This window comes from Zymobacter palmae, from assembly GCF_003610015.1.
Lineage (GTDB): Bacteria > Pseudomonadota > Gammaproteobacteria > Pseudomonadales > Halomonadaceae > Zymobacter > Zymobacter palmae.
Genome location: NZ_AP018933.1, coordinates 1,371,945 through 1,396,216, shown reverse-complemented (window position 1 = coordinate 1,396,216; position 24,272 = coordinate 1,371,945). Strand labels below are relative to the sequence as shown.

Genomic DNA, 24,272 nt, shown 5'->3' with positions numbered 1-24,272 from the left:
CTGCCCGTCAGCAGGAGGCTTTTTACTGTTCACTGTGGTCTAAGCTGCACGATCTTGACCTTCATTCCTTTCACTTCTGACAAGAGATACCCTCCATGCCCTTGTCCCTGCTTCGCCATCCCCGGGTGGCTGATCTCCTAACGCTGCTGCTAGGCGGCGTAATGACCCTGACCTTCGCCCCTTTCAACGCCTGGTGGCTAGGGCCATTCGCCCTCGCGCTGTACTGCGGGCTACTGAACACTCCCCGCTTTCGCGGAGCCTTTTGGCGCGGCTGGCTGTTCGGCAGCGGCATGTTCGTCAGCGGTGCATCATGGGTGTATGTCTCCATGCATACCTATGGCGGCATGCCAATGCCGATGGCGGCACTCGTGGCCGCTCTGTTTGGCATCGGGCTGGGACTGTTCAGCGCGCTGCATGGCCTGCTTTATCGCCGTCTGATCCCGCTTGGCGCGGGTCTGTATGCCGCTCTTAGCTTTGCCGGACTGTGGGTGTTGGTTAGTGAAGCATTCCGCGGCTGGGTACTGACAGGATTTCCGTGGCTACTGGTGGGTACCGCTCATGTGGATTCACCGCTGGCAGGCTACGCCCCTCTTGGCGGCGTCTATCTAATCAGCTTGGCGGTTGCACTGAGCGGGGCATTGCTCTATCACGGCAGCAAAGCGCGCGCACAGCCCCTGCAACGGCTAGGCGCCATCGCCGGACTGATCGCTGTATGGTGCCTTGGCGCACTGCTACCGCGTCAGTGGGCACACCCCACGGGGCAACCGCTCAATGTGGCGCTGGTGCAAGGGAATCTGGCTCAGGAAACCAAGTGGGAACCCCAAGGCCAGTATCAGGCCGTCGTTCGCTATGCCGAACTGACCCAACACGCCACACAAGCCGACCTTGTGATCTGGCCAGAAACGGCGCTGCCAATGTGGAACACGGAAGCCTTGCCCGTCATGCAGCGCATCCAGCAAACGCTGCCCGCACACACCGCGCTGATGTCCGGCATGCTGACCTACGACAACCGTCAGGTCTACAACAGCGTGGTAGCACTGGCCGAGCGCGACACACCCCATGAACTCCAGCGCTACTACAAACACCACCTGGTGCCTTTCGGTGAATACATTCCGCTCTCGAATGTACTGGGGCCAATTCTCAATATCATGAGCATTCCGCCGTCCAATATTTCAGCGGGTGAAGACAGCCCAGCTCCCGTTACGCTACATGGCGTGAAACTAGGCATCGCCATCTGCTATGAAATCATCTTCCCTGAGCTGGTACGAGAGCGTGCTCAGGCGGCCGATATGCTGGTAACGGTATCCAACGACACTTGGTTCGGGGCCTCGCTCGGCCCACTTCAGCACATGCAGATGGCCCAGATGCGTGCGCTTGAAAACAACCGCTATGTGCTGCGCGCCACCAACAACGGTCTGACCGGCGTCGTTGATGCGCAAGGCCACCTGATCGCCACGCTGCCGCAGTTCCAGCCGGGCGTACTGACAACACAAGCACAACCGATGACAGGACTGACACCGTATACCCAGACGGGTAGCCGCCCCACCTTGCTGCTGGCAGCACTGATGAGCATTGCAGGAGCACTCGGCGTTCGCCATCACCGGCACTAATCGTCTCACTACATTTCACACCTTAACGAAAAGCCCTTCCCTTTCTTGCCAATGCAGAAAAGAGAAGGGCTTTTTACTGCACTGCCCATGCCTAGGTATCGCTATACCGTTCGACTTCTGTGCAATTTAAGGGGAATGGCACATCGCCATGAACGGCTCCGAGATGGGCGGAACATCATCGTCATTACCCGGCATCGTCGCATAAAGTAAGCGCAACCCTCGCAACCTCTGTCACTACAGGCCCATTGTGCGGTATGCTAGAGGCATCATGGCGGCGCTATGTGGCAGGGGTATGTCGTTGACTGCGGGGTCGTATTTTCCGCGTCCCCACTGGCGCCTTCTTTCTTTACCGTCAACTGGCCGTAGCGGCGTGATCGTCGATTACGGTCTTCGTTTCCACGGCAAGGCATTCAGACCGAATCATGGATACACACTATTCACCGCGCGATATCGAACAGTCTGCTCAGCAGTACTGGGAATCTCATCAGAGCTTCAAGGCCGTCGAAGACGACCTGAAGGAAAAATACTACTGCCTGAGCATGTTCCCCTACCCTAGCGGCAAGCTACACGTTGGCCACGTGCGCAACTATACGCTAGGCGACGTCATTGCGCGCTTCCAGCGCATGCGCGGCAAGAATGTCCTGCAGCCCATGGGCTGGGATGCCTTCGGGATGCCCGCTGAAAACGCAGCGATCAAGAACGGTACCGCACCCGCCAAGTGGACCTACGAGAACATCGGCAATATGCGCGATCAGCTCAAGGCGCTCGGTTTTGCGTACGACTGGAGCCGCGAGTTTGCAACCTGCGACAAGGGCTACTACCGCTGGGAGCAGTGGTTCTTCGCTCGTCTGGTCGAAAAAGGTCTTGTCTACAAGAAAAACTCGACGGTCAACTGGGACCCGGTCGATCAGACCGTTCTGGCCAACGAACAGGTCATCGACGGCCGCGGCTGGCGTTCCGGTGCTCGCGTAGAGCGTCGTGAAATTCCGCTGTGGTTCCTGCGCATCACCGATTACGCCGAAGAGCTGCTGGCTGACCTTGATCAACTGGACTGGCCGGAACAGGTCAAGACCATGCAGCGCAACTGGATCGGCAAGTCTCGCGGTCTGGAAATCGAATTCGACGTTGCTGAAGTTCCTGAAGCCAACGCGCACCTCAAGGTCTTCACGACCCGTCCCGACACCTTCATGGGCGTCACCTATCTGGCAATCGCCGCGGATCACCCGCTGGCTAAGCTGGCGTCCGAACTTGATCCCGACATCATGGCCTTCTGTCAGGAATGCCGTCGCGGCGGTACGTCTGAAGCCGATATCGCCACGATGGAAAAGAAAGGGATGGACACGGGCTACCGTGCTACTCACCCGCTGACGGGCGAGGCGCTGCCGATCTTCATCGCCAACTTCGTGCTGATGGAATATGGCACCGGTGCCGTCATGGCCGTACCGGCTCACGATGCACGTGACTGGGAATTCGCGAAGAAATACGACCTTAAGATCAAACCGGTCATCGCGGATCTGGACGGCAATGAACCTGACGTTTCCGAAGGGGCCTACACCGAGCACGGTCAGCTGATTAACTCGGGCGAATTTGATGATTTGCTGTTCGACGATGCCTTCGATGCCATCGCCAAGCGTCTTGAGAAGGAAGGTCGCGGCGAAATCCGTGTCAACTTCCGTCTGCGCGACTGGGGGGTAGCGCGCCAGCGCTATTGGGGCACGCCGATTCCGATCAAATATGGTCCGGAAGGCGAAACCAAGCCACTGACCGACGATGAGCTGCCCGTCGAACTGCCGCTCGAAGTCGAAATCGACGCCAGTGGTTCACCGCTGAAGAAAATGGTCACCTTCTACTCGTTGGGTGACGGCTGGACACGCGAAACCGACACCTTCGATACCTTCATGGAATCCTCTTGGTACTACGCACGCTTCTGCTGTGCCGACAACCAAGAAGCGATGCTGGACGAACGCGCTAACTACTGGCTGCCGGTCGACCTGTACATCGGCGGTATTGAGCACGCGATTCTCCACCTGCTCTACGCTCGCTTCTTCCACAAGCTGATGCGCGATTTCGGCATGGTGAACTGCGACGAACCGTTCAAGCGCCTGCTCACACAGGGCATGGTTGTTGCCGACACTTACTTCCGCGAAGAAGCAGACGGCAGCAAGACTTGGTACAACCCGCTTGAAGTCGACGTGGAAACCGATGACAAGGGCCGTGCCCTCAGTGCTACGCTGAAAGCCGATGGCCAGCCGGTCACCATCGGTGGCACAGAGAAGATGTCGAAGTCGAAGAACAACGGTGTCGACCCGCAGTCGCTGATCGACCGCTTTGGCGCAGATACCGTACGTTTGTTCATGATGTTCGCGGCACCGCCCGAACAGTCACTGGAATGGTCCGATGCCGGCGTCGAAGGCGCACACCGCTTCATCAAACGTCTGTGGAAGATGACGGCTGACCATCTGGCCGCCTGCGAAGGCCAGGCCATTGAAGCGCTCGACGCGGATGCGCTGAACGACGAACAGCGCGAACTGCGCCGTAAGACGCACGAGACCATCCAGAAAACTACGGATGATATCGGTCGCCGCACCACGTTCAACACAGCGATTGCTGCTGTCATGGAGCTGGTCAATGCCATCACCCGCTTCGACGATACCAGTGCTCAGGGGCTGGCCGTAGCGCGCGAAGCCGTGGAAGCGACTATCCTGCTGCTGTCACCGATCGCGCCGCATATCGCTCACGCTCTGTGGCTCGAGCTGGGCCATAGCACGCCGGTTATCGACGCCACATGGCCGGAAGCCGATGAAGCGGCTATGGCACGTGACATCATCACTGTCGTCGTTCAGATCAACGGCAAACGTCGTGCACAGATGGAACTGTCCGCCGACGCTGACGAAGATACGCTGGAACGCGAAGCCCTTGCTAACGAGAACGTACAGCGTCACCTCGAAGGCAAGGCCATCCGTAAAGTGATCGTCGTCAAAGGCAAGCTGGTCAACATCGTCGCGTCCTAAGCACGATGACCGACCATTGATCGGCAATGACGCCCGGCCTCTCGCGTGAGAGGCCGGGCACGATTTTCAAGGAGTGAAGCGTGAATACCCGATCTTCGTTTTTCGGCACAGCCACTCGACGCCTTGCGCTGGGCCTGAGCGCCCTCACACTGGGCGGTACCCTGATGCTGGCAGGCTGCGGTTTCCAACTGCGCGGTCTCTCCAGTTCAACACGTCTGCAGATTCAGCAGATTGATCTTGCGATCACTAATGACACCCCGCAGAACAGACTGGCCCGCGATCTCCGCGAGCGCCTGTTAAGCGCGGGAGTACGTGAAAGCAGCGCAGCGTCCTACCGCCTGAACGTTGCGGAAACGCGCATCAGCGAATCCAGCGTCGGTTATAGCGGCAGCAGCGATCAGGAACGTGAAGTGACCCTGACCGTGCCCTACACCCTGCAGCGCGTAAGCGATGGCGCTTACATCACCGGCCAGGAACGCATCACGACGCGTGGTTCATACCAGACCAGCGACCGTCAGCTACTGCAGCGTGACGATCAGCGCGCCCACGTCGAAATCACCATCACCGATGAAGCCGCTGCACAGCTTGTCGAACGTCTGCGCACACTCAACGATACCGGCGCGACAGGCAAGTAAGACGTTCCCGTATTTATTCTCTGCCGAGACGATTAGGCCCTCATGGCTATCACCAAGGTCTACCCCGACAGGCTCGATGATCATATTCAGCAGGCGGGCCTGTCCCCTGTCTATATCGTAGCGGGCGAAGAACCCCTGCTGCATATGGAAGCCTGCGATACCGTACGCCGCCATGTGCGCGACAAAGGCATCGAAGAGCGCGATATTCTGCAGGTCGAAAATGGCTTTGCTTGGCAGCAGCTCACGGAAAGCGCCAGTAGCATGTCGCTGTTTGGCGATCAGAAACTGATTGAGCTGCGCATGGGCACACAGTCGCCCGGACAGGAAGGCGGCAAGGCACTGGCCGCCTATGCTACAGGTGCACGCGATAGCGGCAACATTCTGCTGCTGAGCGCAGGCCGGCTTGATTACCGCACTCAGCAAAGCCAATGGTTCAAGGCACTGGCAGAATGCGGCGTCTTCGTTGCCATCTGGCCAATCGAGTTCAAACGATTGGGTTGGTGGATCAAACAGCGCGCCGGCCGTTACGGCCTTGAGCTTGATCAGGATGCATCATCACTCATGGCTGTACGCTATGAGGGCAACTTGCTGGCCGCCGATCAGGCGCTGGCCCGCATGCAGCTGTTGATGACACCCGGCATCCGTATCACCGCCGATGCGCTGATGCAGTATATCGAAGAAGGCGCCCGCTACGACGTATTCACGCTGAGCGATGCCTGGCTGGGTGGCGATCGCCCCCGCAGCCTGCGCATTCTGCAAGGCCTGAAAGGCGAAGGTATTGAACCACCCATCATTCTGTGGGCCATCACCCGCGAGCTGCGCACGCTGCTGTCGCTTCACCAGCACGTCGAGCAGGGACAGTCTTTGGATCAAGCCTGCAAAGCCCAGCGTCCAAGCATTCCCGAGCGGCGACGCCCGCTCTACCAGCAGGCACTGAATCGTCTGCCTCGCGCTCGGCTACACAAGCTGCTGCTTTTCGCGCAGCGCCTTGATCTGACCATCAAGGGCGGAGGCACCCTGCCCATCTGGCAGGGGCTCGATGATGTGATCCTGACGCTGGCGGGCGGCCGAGGCCCGCTGACCGAGTGGCCTGCGGCCTATCGCGTTCGAGCCTGATCTCACTGTTGAGTGGGCATGCGTTTAGTTTATTTCACCTCATATGCGTTCATGTATTGACAAATAGCGGGTGACATGAACAACGCATTGCCTTTAACATGAGAGAATAGAGAAGCATTTTCCGATTCGGGAAATGCACGGAAAATCCACAATGGTTCTCCCCTCATGTATGAAAATCTAGGACTCCGACTTGGTCGGGTACCTCGTGAATGGCGCGCAATACTGGATCATCGTCTGGCACCGCTAGGCCTGACTCAGACACGCTGGGTAACGCTGTACAATCTATGGCAGGCGGGTAACGGCCTGTCACAGTGCGAGCTTGCGCGCCTCATCGGCGTCGAAGCCCCGTCACTGGTCCGCACACTCGACCAACTCGTGGAACAGGGTCTAGTGGAACGCCGGCAGTGTGGTGAAGACCGCCGTGCCAAACGCATCTATCTGACGGCCAAGGCGGGTCCCTTGCTCGAACAGATCGTCGATCTGGTGACGGAAACCCGTCAAGAAATGCTCAAAGGATTGACACCGGAAGAGCTAGAGACCCTTATTGCTATCCTGAGCAAGATTGAGCGCAATACGCAGGCGATCCTAGAGCAACAACACGACAGAGGCTGTTGTCCTCAGGACAGCTAAATCTGGCGAAATGGATGGCGGTTGCGCATAATGCCATTACTGTGAGTGTGCTGTTGCCGCTCACTTACTGCACTGGAGTTCACCATGAGTCATGAATATCGCCATGTCTTGGTCGCCGTTGACCTGACACCAGATTCTCGTCGAGTACTCAAGCGTGCACTTCCGATCGCCGAGCGCAACGAACACGCCCGTATATCGGTCATCCACGCCCTCGAACCACTTGGTTTTGCCTACAGCGGTGATATGCCCGTTGATACGCACGAACTGCAGGAACAGCTGGATCAGCATGCGCGCACGCAGCTGGCAGCACTGGCCGATCCGCTCGGCATTCCACGCGAAAACCAGCATATCGTCGTTGGCGTCGCCAACAACGAGATCCATCGTTTTGCGCAGGAAGAAAACGTTGACCTGATCGTCGTTGGCTCACACGGCCGCACCGGCCTGTCGCTGCTGTTTGGCTCCACGTCCTCTGGCGTACTGAAAGGTGCTAAATGCGACGTACTGGCTATTCGCGTTGGCCCGGACGTCAACGATGACAGCGACGACAATGATGACCAAGGGTCAGTCGATGAAGTGGTCAAGGAAGCCAAGACGGATGAAGGCAAGGTAGCCGCCCTCACCTCTGTTGAAGTTGATGCCTGATCACGGTACAGCGCTTCTGTAATGACCTTAAAAGCCCCCACTTCGGGGGCTTTTTGCTGTCCCACCATTTTTCATGTCTACACCTCCCCCTTCCTAAACGCACATTCCTGCAGGCGTAGCCGCACACGCTGCCACACGGCACAGGCCTTCCGATAACGCCGGTATTCATAAAACGAATTTTAATGATCATAAATTTTTAGCCTTGCTGACTACCCATACCCAACAAAACGGTAAGGCCCCCTAGGTGGAGATGAAAGCCATGGCGGCATAGATGAGCAGGCAGCAGGCAGCAGGCAGCAGGCAGCAGGCAGCAGGCAGCAGGCAGCAGGCAGCAGGCAGCAGGCAGCAGGCAGCAGGCAGCAGGCAGCAGGCAGCAGGCAGCAGGCAGCAGGCAGCAGGCAGCAGGCAGCAGGCAGCAGGCAGCAGGCAGCAGGCAGCAGGCAGCAGGCAGCAGGCAGCAGGCAGCAGGCAGCAGGCAGCAGGCAGCAGGCAGCAGGCAGCAGGCAGCAGGCAGCAGGCAGCAGGCAGCAGGCAGCAGGCAGCAGGCAGCAGGCAGCAGGCAGCAGGCAGCAGGCAGCATAATGTTCTAGGTCAACATCGGAAGGTCAATACTTAAAAGAAGGATTATCGGGATTCAGCGAAAATATGATTGGCTGCCGACAACAGCGGGAAACACGCTCGCTCGGGATAGCGGGGCAATGCGCGTGTTTCCACCGCAAGCAAACCGGTGGAAACACGCAAAGTGCGGAAAATAGTGTCAGGTGTCAGCCTTCATCCTGCATGGCTTCGAGTTCGACCCAGCGTTCCATGGTGGCGTCCAGTGCCTGCTGCTGTTCGGTCAACGCATTCAGCGTTTCCTGAATCGTACCGCTGTCTTGTTCATAGAAGCTTGGCTGGCTGATCTTCGCTTCTAGCTCGGCAATGGCCGTTTCCAGTGCGTCCATCTTTTCAGGCAGCTGCTCAAGCTCGCGCTGCAGCTTGTAGGACAGCTTCTTGCGCGGCTTAGGTGCTGACGCAGCGGCTTCCGCCTTAGGCTTGGTGGCAACGGGCGCTTTCTTATCCTGCGCGGGGGCGTTGGTATCGTGCTGATGCGCCAGCGGAGGCAGTTTGCCTCCTTGACGAATCCAGTCGCTATACCCCCCCACATAGTCCACGACTCGCCCTTCTCCTTCGAACGCGAGCACGCTGGTTACAACGTTATCGACGAAGGAGCGGTCATGGCTGACCAACAGCAGCGTACCATCGAACTCCAACAACAGCTCCTCGAGCAGTTCCAACGTTTCCATATCGAGGTCGTTGGTCGGTTCGTCGAGTACCAGCACGTTAGCAGGCTGCGTAAACAGCTTGGCCAACATCAGGCGGTTGGCTTCACCACCGGACAGCGCTTTTACAGGCTGGCGGGCACGGTCAGGCGCGAACAGGAAATCCTGCAGGTAGCTCATAACGTGGCGTGTACGGCCACCCACGGTGATGTGGTCTCGCCCCTGTGCTACGTTTTCGAACACGGTAGCATTCATGTCCAGTCCAGCGCGCAGCTGATCGAAATAGGCAACCTGTAGCTTGGTGCCGACATTGACGCTGCCCTCGCTAGGCTGCAGCTGCCCCAAGAGGATCTTGAGCAGCGTGGTCTTGCCCGCGCCATTGCGCCCGATCAGACCGATGCGATCACCTCGCTGCACTTCGAAGCTGAAATCACGAATGACGTAATCGTCGCGACCTTCGAAGCGCTGCGATACATGAGACACCTCGACAACACGCTTACCACTGCGCTCACCCGTATCAACGCTTAGATTGACCGTACCCTGACGCTCACGACGATCCGAGCGCTCGCGGCGCATCGCTTCCAGCGCACGCACACGGCCTTCGTTGCGGGTACGACGAGCTTTGATACCTTGACGAATCCACACCTCTTCCTGCGCCAGACGCTTGTCGAACAGCTCGTTTTCTCGTGCTTCGACATCCAACTCGTGTTCCTTGCGGCGCTGGTATTCGTCGTAACTGCCGGGATAGCGGCCCAGCTGGCCACGGTCCAGCTCGAGAATGCCGGTCGCGACATGATCAAGGAAAGTACGGTCGTGGGTAACGAGCAACACTGCGCCCGCAAACTGCTGCAGCTGTTCTTCAAGCCACAGGATGGTATCCAGGTCCAAATGGTTGGTAGGCTCATCAAGCAGCAGCACATCAGGGGACGCTACCAGTGCACGCGCCAACGCTACGCGACGACGCCAACCACCGGACAGGCCTTCCATCAGGATGTGCTCGGGCAGCCCCATTCGTTCCAACATATTGCGAATGCGCTGGTGGTAGGTCCAACCATCCACCGCTTCGATCTGGGACTGCAACCGCTCCAGCTTTTTCATGTCCGGGTCAGGCGACGCCACCAGATGGTCATATTCACTCAGCAGCCGCCCCAGCTCCGGCAGCCCTTCGGCCACCACTTCGAACAGTGTTCGGCCTTCGGCCGGTGGCAACTGCTGCGAAAGCGAGCCTATCTTGAGCCCCGGCGCGTACCACAGCGTGCCATGGTCAGGCTGCTGACGCCCCTCGATCAGTGACATCAGCGTCGACTTACCCGCGCCATTGCGGCCGACCAACGCTAGGCGCTCGCCTTTTTCCAACTCAAGCTCGGCCCCGTCAAGAATGACATGGGGACCAAACGCCAGCTGTAAATCATCCAAACGTAATAAAGTCATAACACTGATATCACTTCACAGTCAGAAAACGGGGAGGTTCGGTGCATCTTGAAAACCTCACGATGGCATCATCATATCGCATATTCACGGCACACCCTATTCATCAAAAACAACGCGCTGTTCTATAAGGTTTTTTATTCACACTCAGAAGGAGCCGCACGGGTGAAAAACAGCACCTTATTAGCAACAATCCATTGAAAGTAAACGCTTTTAACAGCATACCACTGTCGTTCGGAAACGCGGGGATCACAATGATGAAGGATCGTCGATGCCACTGGGACATCAAAGACACTGGCCGTTAGGTGTACCCTTTTTCATCAGCAGCCCCTCCGCGACAGTTCACTGCGTAGCCACCCGCATGCCATAGCATTCCCAAGCACTTAAAGGCATACACGAGCAGCGCCAAATGGCGGCCTTTTTGTGAAGCCTTATAACGCCGCTGTTTATGAACAGAAGATAGGCCGCCCAGCACTTTATGCGAGACCAAGTTCACCGTATGGCCAGCCACACAGTGTAGCCATAAGGCCATATGAAAAGACCAATCTTCTAATGTGTGATTGTCGCCTGTAGAAAGACGGGCGTAGCGATATTGAGGCCGGAAAAATCGGCAGCCTCTGGCGCCTCTATTCCCTTGCCACAGAGCGGTAGAAAGCCCGTGATTGTGTCTGCATAGGCATATTCCAGCTCGTTATATTGGATGATGAAAGACACCAGACAGGAGTGACCTCCGGCGTCTTTCGGCGTAGCTACCGACCCAAGCGCCTGCTAGGCGATAGCGGTATAGCGTTTGGACGGGCTGACGTCTTCTCTGACGGTGCCCTCTGCGACCAGCTCTTCTTCACTGATCTCACACGGCATGCCCCCTCCTGATCGAACGGCAGAACGCCAGCGCGCTTGCCCCGATCGTCGCCATACTCGGCCGTCATCAGCACATCGTTCTTGCCAAGATAGTGCAGCAGATAGAGCCGCGCCGGCAGGCGAAAGTGAACACACGAGATCATGGGAGATGCCCTTGCGCTCCAATGACGGCAAGGGGTCAAAATCGCAGCCGGTGTCCTTTTCACCAAAATATTCATCAGGCTGGATGATGACTCTCGTTGGCACAGTAGGCTGTGTATCGACTTTATCCGTCTCCAGCACAACGTACTCTTTTTCACTGTCCATCAGTAAGGTAGCGATAGCACCAAGCACATTGATGCGGACGCATCTCGCGCACCGCATCGCTGTAGGATCTTGCAGCAGTTCAACGCCATTCGGCCAATAGATGATAGACGTCGCGTGGCAGTTTTACGCCTATCGCGATCCCTGCTCTCCCATTACCCCCAGGATGAAATCGGCTAGCTCAACACTCGCCCGATTGCTCAGCGCCGCGGGATGAACATTGGCCGTCGGAGCTGGCACATGGTTGGGGTTGGGGTTGGGGTTGGGGTTGGGGTTGGGGTTGGGGTTTTACATCAACCATCCGATACCGAGCGTCGATGAAACACTCCCTAGGAAACAGCCAAGAAAACAAGGCCAGTATTTATTTATAACCCCCCGTTCCTTCCAGTGTCGCGGCAATAATCGCACCTTGCCTTAAGGCTCAGGTCATCACCTCATTCTTTGTTTTTTCGCTAAAACAGCGCTTTTCACTCTTCAGGCCTGCGCACTCACCCCTGCGCATTCATTTGTACCCCTTACCACACACCATCATGAATGGCGGATGTGTATCTGGCGCATGGCGCGCTGTGCCAAGGTTTATTCTTCGACAAAGATAATACTTTAAAAACAATGTAATACTCCACACCAAGATACCTATCACGCCGCGGTATCGTCTCATCATGCCCAGCTGGCTTTCCCTTCGTTTCTCACCGTCGGCAGGCAATAAGCGGTGCAACATCTCGGCCGCCACTCTGCAGGCGCCGAAAAATTTGTGTACCGTAAGGCCCTCCAGATAACGGGTAACGCCTTGAAACGCTGCTCGATTAAATACATTCACGTTTTGCGTAAGGATATTGAGTCCGATGCACAGTGCATCCCCCAAACTGGCGACGCACCAGATCGTCATGATTTCCATTGGCGGCGTTATCGGAGCAGGCCTGTTCGTCGGTTCGGCCAAGGCCATTGCGCTGGCTGGCCCGCTGGCACTGGTGTCTTACACCACAGCGGCATTGCTTATGCTGTGTGTCATGTGGGTGCTCGCCGAGCTGGCCACCGCCCGCCCCGATCTGGGGTCGTTTTCCGTCTATGCCGATACCACCATTGGTCGCTGGGCAGGCTTTTCGGTAGGCTGGCTGTACTGGTGGTACTACCTGCTGCTGATGGCCATCGAATCGCTGGCCGCGGGACATATTCTGCACGGCTGGCTTCCGTCAGTGCCGGTCTGGCTTGCCGCGGTAGCCGTCATTTTGGTGATGACCGGCTGCAACTGCCTGAGCGTGCGCGCCTTTGGCCGCGCCGAATACGGCCTGTCCTTCGTCAAGGTCATCTCCATTATCGCTTTTCTGATCGTCGGCTCATTGGCCGTACTGGGCATTTGGCCACCATCCGCACCAACAGGGCTTTCACTGCTCGTCGATTACGGTGGTTTCGCTCCCAACGGGCTGGCGGCAGGCATCAGTGCCTTTCTTATTGCACTGTTCAGTTTTCAAGGCTGTGAAATTGCCACCATTGCCGCAGCAGAATCCGATCACCCCGTGCGCAACGTCCGCGCCTCCATGCGCGCCGTGGTCTGGCGCATCACACTGTTCTATATCGGCTCGATTCTGCTGGTGCTCTGTCTGGTGCCATGGAGCAGCCCGCTACTGAGCGAGGGCGCCTATCAGGCTGCACTGAACGTGATCGGCATTCCTGGTTCTGCGGCCCTGATGGACGTCGTCATTTTCACAGCGGTCATTAGCTGCCTCAATTCGGCGCTCTATACGGCATCGCGAATGGCATGGTCGCTGTCGAAGCGTGGGGACGCGCCGCAGCAATGGCAGGTACTGTCTGCCCGCCATACACCGTGGAAGGCGATCGTCTCTACCGCGGCCGTAGCGCTGATCATCATCATGGCACACGTGATCTTCCCTTCCCGCTATATGGAGTTCCTGCTGAATTCCGGCGGTGCCGCCATCCTGCTGGTGTACTGTTCAATACTGACCTCGCAACTGATCGCTCGCCGAAGATGGTCGGTCTCGCCGCATGAACAGATTCGTGTGCCCGGCTATCCGTGGTTCAGTGCGATCGTGCTGCTACTGATGGCCTCCGTCTTCGGCATCATGGCGTTCATGCCCGAGCAGCGCAGCGTGCTGGGCACCACACTGGCACTCGCCGCGGTGCTGGTGCTGATTGGCCTCTACCGCCACTCGCCTAGGCCCTGAATACGCGATCTGCAGCCAACAACGAGCTATTGCCTCCATCGCAAAGACGCCGCCCGTGCTGACAGCACGCTGGGCGGCGTCTTTTCATACCACTTCACGCTTATCAATCAGCCTACAGTTTTTATTCGGCCCTACCCCGCCTTACATCATCAGATAAAAGAAGAACATTCCATATAAAAGGAATATATCAGCACCATATACGGATATCTAACATTGTTTCTCACTATATAAACACCGTCACTCTCACTAGGCTTTAGTTCAGTAGCTGCGCTCGCTATTGTTCCGTTAAAGTAAACTACCTGCAATTTTTTATCGCGGTGGAATAAAATGAACAGTCAATGGCAGATAGATCTATTTACATGCTTGAATCACGCCACGCGTCTTCAGGATGTACTGGACGCCACCCTCAAGATTGTAAAACCTATGGGCTTCGATTATGTCGGCTGGAAAGCGATGCTGCCCGTTCCAATGTCAAACCAGCGCATTCTGGCACTCAACACTGCCGAAGATGGAACAATCGAAAAGATAGGGAATGGCAGCTACGACTACACGCCAGTGCCCCGTCACTGTGCTCGCTCTACCGAACCCATTTCATGGCTAGGCACCCGCGAAGACTGGCTATTCGAGGCAGTACCCGACGTCATGGAAGATGTCTATGGCTGCGGTCGATTCGGAGGATGGGCACAGTCGCTGATAGAAAGTAAAAGAGCATACAACATGTTTTGGGTCGATACCTCATCACCAATATCACTATCAGATATAAAACATGTGAATGCAAAGATGGAGTGGGTCGCCACCTCTGTATTGATAAAAATGAATCAAATACGTCAAATATCGGATATAAGATTATCGGAGAGAGAAAAAGAGGTTCTGCGTTGGATGGGAGATGGAAAAACAGCATTCGAAGCAGGCAAGATACTTCATTTAAGTCAAAGCACTATCAACTTTCATCTTAGAAATGCCATGTTAAAACTGGATGCACCCAACAAGACATCCGCTATTGTCAAAGCAATCTATCTTAACCTTATTCACTAGATTATTCAGATACCGCGCTCTGTTACAGAGAACAGGCCATCTGCATCGAAAAGTCTATAAGGCTTCATCATCACGCAGACGGAGGGGGAATAGGTACTCGACAGAGAAAGCCCGCTAGGAGTATGGACAGAGGATTGAGTAAATGCGCAGCCATTGTTATAGTCGACTGGTCTAATTCAAGCCGTGCATTCGATACCATGAAAAATTCAGCGCAGGATGTCAGAAAACACATACTGGATACCGCTTACGGCATCATCGCCCAGAAGGGGTTTTCTGGAGTAGGCCTCAACGAAATCCTGACGAGCGCAGGCGTGCCGAAGGGATCGTTCTATTATTATTTCGGCACCAAGGAAGCGTTTGGGGAAGCGCTGCTGGAGGAGTATTTCGACACTTATCTGGCTCGCGTGGACGATATTCTAAGCGCACCGGGGAATACGGCCGCTGAGCGTTTGCTGCAGTATTTTGGCTACTGGGCCAGTTCACAGTCATCGCCCGACGCCACGGCAAAATGCCTAGCGGTCAAGCTGGGCGCTGAGGTCAGCGATATGTCGGAAGCCATGCGCCATGCTCTCCACAAAGGCACTCAACGGGTCATCCAGCGCATCACCATCGCTCTCCGTGAAGGCGAGGATGACGGTTCTCTGTCCCTCTCTTTTGCCCCTGAAAAGATGGCGGAGATGCTCTACCACCTATGGCTTGGCGCATGCATTCGCCAGAAGATCACGCGCGACAACGCTGCACTAGAAACAACCCTGTCCACGACTCGGCATCTGCTGAATCTAAACGCCTGAAAAAAATTTAACCGCCTTATATACGACTGGTCTAATTTAAACATATCGGCACGCGTTCAAGGCCGTAAACACATCGCCTAATGCATGCCGAGACGCACTGAACCATGGTGCGCACCAAAAGGAATCTACCAATGACGTCAGCCCTTTTCACACCCGCCAAGCTGGGCCGCCATACGCTCGCAAACCGTATCTTCCTGCCGCCCCTCACGCGCTGCCGCAGCAGTCAGCCGGGGGACATTCCCAACGATTTGATGGCAACCTACTACCGTCAGCGTGCTAGCGCAGGCTTCATGGTGACTGAAGGTACGGTCATTGAGCCGCGTGGACGCGGCTATGCATGGACACCGGGCATCTACACGCCGGAGCAGGTGAGTGGCTGGCGCAAAACAACCGACGCCGTACATGCGGCAGGTGGCGTAATCTTCTGCCAGCTGTGGCACGTCGGGCGCGTTTCTCATCCGGCCCTGCAGCCGAACGGTGAGGCTCCTGTCGCCCCTTCTGCACTACAGGCCAGGAGCGTTAAAGTCTTTATTCCGACAGGCGAAGGCACGGGTGAGCTGGTACAGCCGGGGCTGCCCCGGGCACTCAGCGTAGAGGAGATCAAGGAAATCGTTCATCTGTATGCCGCCGCCGCTCAGAATGCAATTGATGCCGGCTTCGACGGGGTAGAAATCCATAGTGCAAACGGCTATCTGCCCAACCAGTTTCTCTCCATGCATACCAATCAGCGTCAGGATGAATATGGTGGCTCGCTCAATAATCGCCTGCGGTTTCTGAAGGAGATTGTCGAGGCGGTAGCAGAGGCCATCGGTGCCGAGCGCGTCGGCGTCCGCTTCGCCCCGCTGTTCACAAGTACCGATGACACCAACCGTACCTATTTGGGGCTGGTCGAAGACAACCCTCACGAAACCTATCTGGCAGCAGTCAGTATGCTGGAGAATGCCGGTGTAGCGTATGTATCCATCGCCGAAGCCGACTGGGACGACGCACCAGAGATGCCGGAATCGTTCCGCCAAGCGGTGCGTTCGGCCTTCAGTGGCGCCATCCTGTACGCGGGAAAATACACAGCGGAAAAAGCACACAGGATCGTTGACGCAGGTCTAGGCGATTTCATCGGCTTCGGGCGTCCGTTCATTGCCAACCCCGATCTACCTGCACGTATTGCGCATGACTGGCCCTTGAACCCACTTGATGCGGCCACCATGTATGGCGGAACAGACAAAGGCTATACCGATTATCCGGTCTATCAGGCCCCTACTGCGAATGGTGCCTGACACTAAGCGCGGTTGACGGTAGACGTACACGGTAAGCCGCCAGAAGAAGAAAGCCCTGCGCTTCCTTCTTTTCATCTGCGCGGCGCGTTCCTATCGGCATAACGTGTCGGAGCGATGTTGCGATGCGGCCTTCGGCCGTTAGGGTACAGCGGTATCTTTCTCGATACGTCTTTTACTATCGGAAGGCCTAGAACAGCGAAGTGGCCCTGATCATCAGCTACGGTGCCACCGGTCAATACGGGGGCCACTTACCACCAATGGCATTCACCTGACCATCGTGAACCGCTATCATGGCGACCACTACGGCCAGATGGACGGCCGCCATGTCATTTCATCCTGCCTGCTTTTGACGAGGATACCTTTCTAGCCATGCTGCCCGATACGCTGACCTTTCATTCTGCTGGCCCTCTCGTCGATATCGGTGCCAACCTAACGCACGAAAGCTATGCGCGCGATCTGCCCGCAGTGCTGGAGCGTGCCGCCACTGCGGGTGTTTCGGCCATCGTGCTGACCGGAACGGATGAGGCCTCCATAGAGCAGAATATTGCCATCATGGAGCGCCACGCCAATGATGAATCGCTGCCCTTACTGCGCGCCACCGCAGGTATCCATCCTCACGATGCCGATCACTGGTCGCCTAATATAGAGCGTCTGCTGCGCGATGTACTGCGCCGCGACGATATCGCTGCGGTGGGCGAGTGCGGGCTGGACTATTTCCGCGACTACACACCGCGTGACCAGCAACGCCATGCCTTCGAGATGCAGCTTGCTCTGGCGGCCGAGTATGGGCTGCCGCTGTTCCTGCACGAGCGAGAGGCGGGACCGGACATGCTGGACATGCTAACTCACTGGCGCGATGACATCCGTCAGGCCGTGGTGCACTGCTTTACTGGCGACAGGAAGACACTCTATGGCTACCTCGACCTCGACCTTCATATCGGCATTACCGGCTGGGTCTGCGACGAGCGGCGCGGGCAACACCTGCACCCCTTGATCAAAGAAATTCCCGCACACCGCCTGATGATCGAGACCGATTGCCCGTATCTGTTACCACGTGACCTGCCCGCGTCTCCCAAGGCCCGTCGCCATGAACCGGCCCTGCTGCCGTGGATCAGCCGCACGCTGGCACGGTTAGTTGATGAGCCGGAAGACGCGCTGGCGCAGCGCACGACCGAAACAGCAACCGCCTTCTTTTCTCTTCCCGCACAGACACTACACTTGCCTGCACGCGCCCGAGCCTCACAGGAGCATTGACCATGAGCGATTCATTTCCGGCTTTTCTCTTCATCGAAACCGGCGACGACCATCTGCCGCTGGCCATCTGTTGGTCACTGCCCGACGGCCAGATCAAGCACACGCTGATTCAGCCACTGGAAAGCTGGGGCGGCGACCACACCGAACTGGGCGACTACGATATCGACACGCTGCACGCTTCGGGCGAGCGCCCGTTGGACGTACTGCGTGAGCTGGAAGCGGATCACAGCGGCGATACCGTCTATATCAACGGTCTCAATGACGATGAAGAGGCGCTGGAGCGGCTGTTTGATGAATACGGCATTGCGCCGTTCATAGCGCTGGAGCCACTGTCCTCACTCTACCCGGACTGCGATCAGGAAGAATGGAGCGAACGGCGTGGCGAACTGCTGCAGGAACAGGGCCTGACGCCAATGCAAGCCGACCATGAGATGCTGGTTATGCTGATGCTGCATCGCCGCCTGAATGGCGAAGAAGGCGACGAGTATGGCGTGGGCGGCGACTACAACGTTGATTACTGATCGGCGTGTGACAGCGTAGAGCGGATAACCGCGCGCCGCCTCGCGTCCAAGCGCATTTCATTATGAAAGACGGCAAGACCACTTCATCATGGCCTTGCCGTCTTTTTTTAGTGCTGGCACTTATGTTCAGTGGCCGGGAGCCTTAACTTTAGCCAGACCTCCTTCCCGGCATACCGCTGCGCTGACCTATGTGCTACTTACTGCACAGGTATTGCCAGCAGCGATTGGCGTATCAGTCGTCCCAACTGCTCGAACGTGTCTGGCGCAATGATGTCTACGTGGCGGCACGGCAACGGGTGCACGCACAGCTCACCGGCATAGGGAGCCCAGACCTCTCGTACGTTCCATCCCTCTGGCAGCGACTCCGTCGCGGCAAACAGTGTGACTGTGCCGTCGAAGCGATCGGTACGCGTGGTCGACAGCAACCGCACGGCATCGGCATAGTTCTGCCCGATATCATCGAACAGGGTGTCCTGCTGCCCGTTGTGCGGTGCCAGATCCGCAGCAATGGTCATAAAACGCTCACGTTCGCGCTCTATTTCGCGCAGCACCTCATCATCCAGCACACCGTCCCACTGTTGCGTTTCTGGCGGGTAGGTATCCAGTAGCCCTAAAAAGCGGACGTCTTCGCCCAGTGCCTGCAAACGCGCCGCGACCCCTTGTGCCAATGTTCCACCCAGCGAATACCCGATCAAGTAATAAGGGCCGTGCGGCTGTACCCGCTGTAGGGTGGCAAGGTGGCGATCGCAGGCCTCCGCCATATGTGCGCTGGTGGCAAGTACGCCCTCAGGCACGGGAGACTGCAGCCCGATCAGCCCCCAGCCGCTGTCCAGATAGCGCAACAGTGAACTGAACTGCCACGAAAAACCGGAAGCTGGATGGAAGCAGAACAGCGTTGCACCATCGGCGCTCGGGCGACGCAGCGTCAACGTTTCATCAAGGCCCGCGTGAGCTGCCGCATCCTCGTCGCCTAACACCTCGGCCAGCTGGGCCACCGTCGACGCTTCCATAATCAATCCAATCGAAATAGGCTGGTCGCTCCAGCGCCGCAGTTCGGCAATCACCTGCATCGCCAGCAACGAATGCCCACCGAGTGCGAAGAAATCGTCGTCGAGATGAATCGTGTCGATGCCCAAAAAACGACTAAACACTGCCGCCAAACGCTGTTCAAGCGCCGTCTGCGGCAGACGCTGGGGCGTATCATTTGCGACGGTGGGTACTGGCAGTTGCTTACGGTCCAGCTTGCCATTGGCGCTTAGCGGTAAGGCATCGATCACAACCAAGGTCACGGGCACCATATGCGCGGGCAGCTGCTGACGCAGCACCGCGTGAAGGGCAGCACGGTCAGGCCATTCATCCGGCTGTGCGGGCGTGATATAGCCCACCAGCTGGCGTTGATCCTGCTCGCCGCCACTCACCTGACCCAGCACCATGGCCGCCACCGCAGCCTGCCCAACGCTCGGTTGTGCCACAAGTACATGCTCGATTTCACCCAGTTCGATACGCTGCCCACGCAGCTTAAGCTGCCCATCGCGTCGCCCCAGATATTCGACCACGCCGTCATCGCGCCAGCGGGCGATATCCCCGGTGGCATACATCCGTTCTTCAACAGGATAACCAGTAGAAGATGTGCCCTCAGCCATGAACTGCTGCGCGGTCAGCTCTTCACGGTGCAGATAGCCATCGGCAAGCTGTACCCCCGACAGGAAGAGTTCACCAGCAACGCCGGGCGGTACGGGCTGTAGCCGCTCGTCCAGCAGCCGCAAGCGCGTGTTCCATACCGGCAGTCCGATCGGCACACTGCTGCCCACGACCTGTGCCAGCGATGCTCCAAAGGCGGGATAGTAAGTGACATCAATGGCCGCTTCCGTCGGCCCGTACAGATTGTGCAGAGGCACATGGGTATGCTGCTGCCAGCGTTGCGCCAACCCCGTCGGCAGCGCTTCACCGCTGCAGAACACTTGGGTCAACGATTGCCAGCGCTGATCGTCAGGGGCTGCCGCCAGCGTATCCATAAACGTCGCCAGCATCGACGGCACAAAATGCAGAGTGCCGACGTGATAGCGGTCAATCAGCGCCAGCAGTTGCTCGGGATCACGGTGTGCTTCGGGCGGTGCCATCACCAACGTTGCCCCAACCATCATCGGCCAGAAAAATTCCCAGACCGATACATCGAAGCCGCACGGCGTCTTCTGCAACACGACATCCCCTTCGCTCAAGGGATAGCGATCCTGCATCCACAGCAAGCGGTTGACGATAGCTCGATGCGAGACCACGACCCCTTTGGGTCGTCCCGTCGAACCTGAGGTATACAGAACATACGCGGCATCCTGAGGGGCCGGACCTTCCGGCAACGGTACGGGCGCGATCGTGGTCGTTGCCAGCAGCGCGTCATAGCAGAAGATCGGTGCCGTACCGTCGAAGCGCGCTCGGCAGTGATGATCAGTAATCAGTCGCCGTGGACGGGCATCGTCACACATCAGTTGCAGGCGGTCGTCAGGGTAGCCAAGATCCAGTGGTAGCCATGCGGCGCCTAACTCGACGACGGCCATCATCGCCAGTGTCAAACGCACGGAGCGCGGCAACGCCAGCGCTACGATATCGCCGCGCTGCACGCCCTGCTCGGCCAGCACAGCGGCAAGCGCCTCTACTTGCTGACGCGCCTGCCGGTAAGTCAGCGTGTGCGTGTCATCGCGCAGTGCGATGGCCTCTGGCGTACGCAGTGCCTGCTCACGCAGACAGGCAGGCAGAGTCGTGTATGGAACAGGGTGATCCGTGGCGTTAACGTTTGCCAGCAGGGCATGTTCTTCCGGTAGCAACATGTCCAGGTCGCCCAGTGCACGCATCGGTGAGTCCATGACCTGATCGAAAAGTGGCGCAATACGGGCGGCGTGACGCGCCAGTGAGGCGGACGAATAACGCTGGGCATTGGCCTGTAAGGTCAGCGACAGTGCCCCGCCTTCCCTTACGTGTAGCACCAGTTCAAGATCGCGTACCGGGCCGGTCACCCATTCGTGTGTCTGGTCGTCCCAGCCGGACAAACGCAGCCGATGATCGAACATTTTGACGTTGAAAACGATCCCATGTGGTGCCGCCGTCAGCTGACGTGCATCACGCTGAATCTGTTCGGCGTCGTAGCGTTGATGGCGCTTTATCGACCGCACCGTGCGTGCCAAACGCTGAGCGTTCTCCACCAATGCCTCATCCAGGTTCAGTTCGACACCCAGCGGCAGTACGTTGACCACTGGCCCAGTGGCCGTCAGCGCGGCAGACCCTAAGCGGCGCATAAAAACCATGCCGGCAGCATAGCACGACTGTCCACTTAGGCGGGCCACCCACAACGCCAGCAGAGTTAGCGCCATATCGACGCCCGTCACCTGCCCCGCTTCGCCAAGCTGCTCCAGACACGCCAATGCGCCATCCGGCAGCGCGATGTCATGGCGCACGATCTTCGTCGTCAACCGCGCCGTATCCAGCGCCTGCTCCGACAGCGTCACTGGCGCAGGCAAAGCCGCCAGCTGCTGTTGCCAGAAATCAGCGTCCTTCTGCGCGCGCGCAGAAGCATGGTACTGATGATATTCATCAACGACCGCTGCGAATGGCGTGAAAGGCGCATCACCGAGCGGCTGATCCGCACAGCTACGGCGATAAACCTCGCCGATACGGCGAGCAATAGCGGCAAAGGAAAACCCATCGACGGCCAGATGATGATAGCGCTGATACCACAGCCAACGCTCGGGGGTCCCCGCGACCTTAATCAGCAGATGACGATAGAGCGGCCGCCCTTCACTGATGCGAAGGTCCTGCTGCAAATCGTCTTGCATCAGCTGAAGCGCATGCTCGTCGGCATGATCGTCATGACTGAGATCAAACACCATGGGGGCCGCCATATCATCGGCATGGCGCATATCCGGCCACTGCTGCCATGGCACACCATCGGTATCGCCATAGTGCGCATTGAGGGTATCCACCTCGGTCATCACCTGACGGATGGCCTGCACGAAGACTTCAGCGTTCAGCGTGGCGTCGGCCTGCGCTCGAAGCTCGGTGGAATGGGCCACGACGAAGACATTGGTATCTAAGGCTGTCTGCTCAGCGACCCAAATCCCTGGCTGCGCAGCAACCAATGGCAAAGTGATGGTGGTGGACACGAACGTTCACTCCCTTGAACCGAAAATAGGAAAAGGCCTTCCCGTATGAAAAGCCAAAAACAACAGAATGGGCCGCAAGATATGCCGGAGGCGCACCTCACAAGAAAACATCACGCCAGAGGAGGATGAGGCAGCTCCCGCCACAACCAACGCAGGCCACTGAGAAGACCATCGCGCCACCACAGCGCATCGTGACCGCCTTCGCGCACGCGGTAGTGCACATGATGGCGCTGGTGTTCGAGCACATTGAGCAGCTGCTCATGAACGTGGTGAATCAGGTGCTCCTGCCGCCCCGCTTCCAGATAGAGTTCCAGTCGACCGTTCTGACCTAGCCCTTCCTCCATTTGGTGCAGCAGCCAGCAGGCATCGTCCGGCAACGTATCAAGCAGCATCAGCTCGCGACGCGGCCACCAGAACGATCCCGACTGCGCCAGCACCTTGCCGAAGCGTTCGGGCCAATGCAGCCCGGCATACAACGCAGAAAGGCCGCCAAAACTCTGCCCGGCCACCAGCGCACTGCCCGGCGTGTCATCGAAACGCGCCCAGTGTTGGGCCTGCGGCAGTAGCTCTGCCTCCACTGCCTGCCAGAACAGAGGATTGCAGGTCAGCTCGCGGCGACGCGTGGCGTTATCGACACTGTCGATAAAGAGATAGGTTGCTTCGGGAAGCTGACCAGCACGGGTCATTTCGATCAGTGCCCCAGGTAAGGGCATCTGCTGTGTCCAGAACCCCCCGTCCAAAAAGACCGCTAGCGGCCGCTTGGATGGACAGCGGCGCCCCGTCGTCATCACCCACACCGAGCGCTCGTTTTCCAGCAACGTACTGTTCCAGCGATGCGCCTGCCACCACGTCGCGGCACGTTCAGGATCGGGAAGAGACTCGCCCTGATCCCAGCGCAGCCATGAATCAGCGATGGTCGCTCTGGGCATATGCAGCGCCGACGTGGCGTGCCCTCGTCCACTGATCCAACGCCGCCCAGCGTTGAGCGGGTCGTCCTTGCCATGCGGCAGCGCACTGCGCCACCACGCCCGCAACGCATGCCACTGCTGGATGCGCGCCTCTGGGGCGGCCGCGCCATCCACACCTTGTGCCTGCATCAGCCCCTGATCGCCGTCATCAGGAATGAAGCAGTAGCTGCCGCACCAGCGGGCATCAAGCAGCACGGTGTAATGCCACACATCCGTGCCGGGCAGGCGGATCAGAGATATCGGAGGCTGCATAGCATGGTGGTCAGTCAAACAGTTGATGCACAACCAGACATGGCGGCACGACGAATGCCGTTCATTGCCCTCGGGATCGCGCCAAACGAAGGTCACTCGGCACCGATGTGGGGTCTGGTAGTCAATCAGCGGCGTGCCCCGCTCCTTGAGGCGCTGCCACCAGTCGTCATTGCCGACGTTGCTTCGCGCTAGCCAAGGGTGCAGCACGTCCTGTGCTACCTGCGTCTGAAGAGACTGATCGGGTAAGGTCATCTGGCACTACTCTGGACGGGGGCAAGAAAGTTCCGAATCACAATAACAAATCTTATTGATAATAATTCGCGTTTACAATACTGTGACGAAGGATTG

At 57.7% G+C, this 24,272-nt stretch carries 16 protein-coding genes; 12 read left to right on the top strand and 4 right to left on the bottom strand.

All coding sequences use genetic code 11. The features are described from left to right. The first annotated feature begins 95 nt into the window (after positions 1 to 95). The 6 genes from lnt (at position 96) to ZBT109_RS06170 (ending at position 7,644) form a co-directional block, all read left to right on the top strand. A complete protein-coding gene (gene lnt / locus ZBT109_RS06195; RefSeq protein ID WP_038278881.1) occupies positions 96 to 1,610 on the top strand; it encodes an apolipoprotein N-acyltransferase in 1,515 nt (504 codons plus the stop codon). 422 nt (positions 1,611 to 2,032) lie between these two features. Then, on the top strand, positions 2,033 to 4,621 hold the full coding sequence (leuS, locus tag ZBT109_RS06190; RefSeq protein ID WP_027705649.1) for a leucine--tRNA ligase: 2,589 nt from the start codon (positions 2,033 to 2,035) through the stop codon (positions 4,619 to 4,621). An 80-nt stretch (positions 4,622 to 4,701) separates the two neighbouring features. After that, positions 4,702 to 5,256 (top strand): LPS-assembly lipoprotein LptE, encoded by a 555-nt coding sequence (locus tag ZBT109_RS06185; protein ID WP_051523989.1) that lies wholly within the window; start codon positions 4,702 to 4,704, stop codon positions 5,254 to 5,256. A 42-nt stretch (positions 5,257 to 5,298) separates the two neighbouring features. Next, a complete protein-coding gene (gene holA / locus ZBT109_RS06180) occupies positions 5,299 to 6,372 on the top strand; it encodes a DNA polymerase III subunit delta (RefSeq protein ID WP_027705648.1) in 1,074 nt (357 codons plus the stop codon). Positions 6,373 to 6,537: 165 nt separating this feature from the next. Next, the gene (gene slyA, locus ZBT109_RS06175) at positions 6,538 to 7,002 is read left to right on the top strand and encodes a transcriptional regulator SlyA (RefSeq protein ID WP_027705647.1); all 465 of its coding nucleotides are present in this window, start codon (positions 6,538 to 6,540) and stop codon (positions 7,000 to 7,002) included. A gap of 84 nt (positions 7,003 to 7,086) precedes the next feature. Continuing rightward, positions 7,087 to 7,644 (top strand): universal stress protein, encoded by a 558-nt coding sequence (locus tag ZBT109_RS06170; RefSeq protein WP_084261858.1) that lies wholly within the window; start codon positions 7,087 to 7,089, stop codon positions 7,642 to 7,644. 196 nt (positions 7,645 to 7,840) lie between these two features. Here the strand turns inward: ZBT109_RS06170 and ZBT109_RS06165 are convergent, their stop codons facing one another. After that, a complete protein-coding gene (locus ZBT109_RS06165) occupies positions 7,841 to 8,224 on the bottom strand; it encodes a ribosomal eL19 family protein (protein ID WP_170144696.1) in 384 nt (127 codons plus the stop codon). Between the two features lie 184 nt (positions 8,225 to 8,408). Beyond that, complete coding sequence (locus ZBT109_RS06160) at positions 8,409 to 10,337, bottom strand: ATP-binding cassette domain-containing protein (RefSeq protein WP_027705640.1); 1,929 nt, start codon at positions 10,335 to 10,337, stop codon at positions 8,409 to 8,411. Positions 10,338 to 12,340: 2,003 nt separating this feature from the next. On the opposite strand from ZBT109_RS06160, the gene ZBT109_RS06155 reads away from it, so the two are divergent. From ZBT109_RS06155 to ZBT109_RS06130, 6 genes are all read left to right on the top strand, one after another. Beyond that, on the top strand, positions 12,341 to 13,678 hold the full coding sequence (locus ZBT109_RS06155; RefSeq protein WP_051523707.1) for an amino acid permease: 1,338 nt from the start codon (positions 12,341 to 12,343) through the stop codon (positions 13,676 to 13,678). A 327-nt stretch (positions 13,679 to 14,005) separates the two neighbouring features. Then, positions 14,006 to 14,713, top strand: coding sequence for a helix-turn-helix transcriptional regulator (locus ZBT109_RS14025; RefSeq protein WP_027704752.1), 708 nt, complete (start codon positions 14,006 to 14,008; stop codon positions 14,711 to 14,713). A gap of 197 nt (positions 14,714 to 14,910) precedes the next feature. Then, a complete protein-coding gene (locus tag ZBT109_RS06145; RefSeq protein WP_027704753.1) occupies positions 14,911 to 15,504 on the top strand; it encodes a TetR/AcrR family transcriptional regulator in 594 nt (197 codons plus the stop codon). A 131-nt stretch (positions 15,505 to 15,635) separates the two neighbouring features. After that, complete coding sequence (locus ZBT109_RS06140; protein WP_027704754.1) at positions 15,636 to 16,778, top strand: alkene reductase; 1,143 nt, start codon at positions 15,636 to 15,638, stop codon at positions 16,776 to 16,778. Between the two features lie 369 nt (positions 16,779 to 17,147). Then, positions 17,148 to 18,032 carry a TatD family hydrolase gene (locus ZBT109_RS06135; RefSeq protein WP_038277813.1) on the top strand — a complete coding sequence of 295 codons (885 nt, stop codon included), beginning with the start codon at positions 17,148 to 17,150 and terminating at the stop codon, positions 18,030 to 18,032. A 2-nt stretch (positions 18,033 to 18,034) separates the two neighbouring features. Next, positions 18,035 to 18,553: a hypothetical protein gene (locus ZBT109_RS06130; protein WP_051523708.1), complete on the top strand. Its 519-nt coding sequence runs from the start codon at positions 18,035 to 18,037 to the stop codon at positions 18,551 to 18,553. A gap of 197 nt (positions 18,554 to 18,750) precedes the next feature. Here ZBT109_RS06130 and ZBT109_RS06125 read toward each other — a convergent pair whose 3' ends face one another. Both ZBT109_RS06125 and fes read right to left on the bottom strand, forming a co-directional pair. Next, on the bottom strand, positions 18,751 to 22,704 hold the full coding sequence (locus ZBT109_RS06125) for a non-ribosomal peptide synthetase (RefSeq protein WP_027704755.1): 3,954 nt from the start codon (positions 22,702 to 22,704) through the stop codon (positions 18,751 to 18,753). A gap of 110 nt (positions 22,705 to 22,814) precedes the next feature. Continuing rightward, the gene (gene fes / locus ZBT109_RS06120; protein WP_051523709.1) at positions 22,815 to 24,176 is read right to left on the bottom strand and encodes an enterochelin esterase; all 1,362 of its coding nucleotides are present in this window, start codon (positions 24,174 to 24,176) and stop codon (positions 22,815 to 22,817) included. Positions 24,177 to 24,272 lie beyond the last annotated feature (96 nt).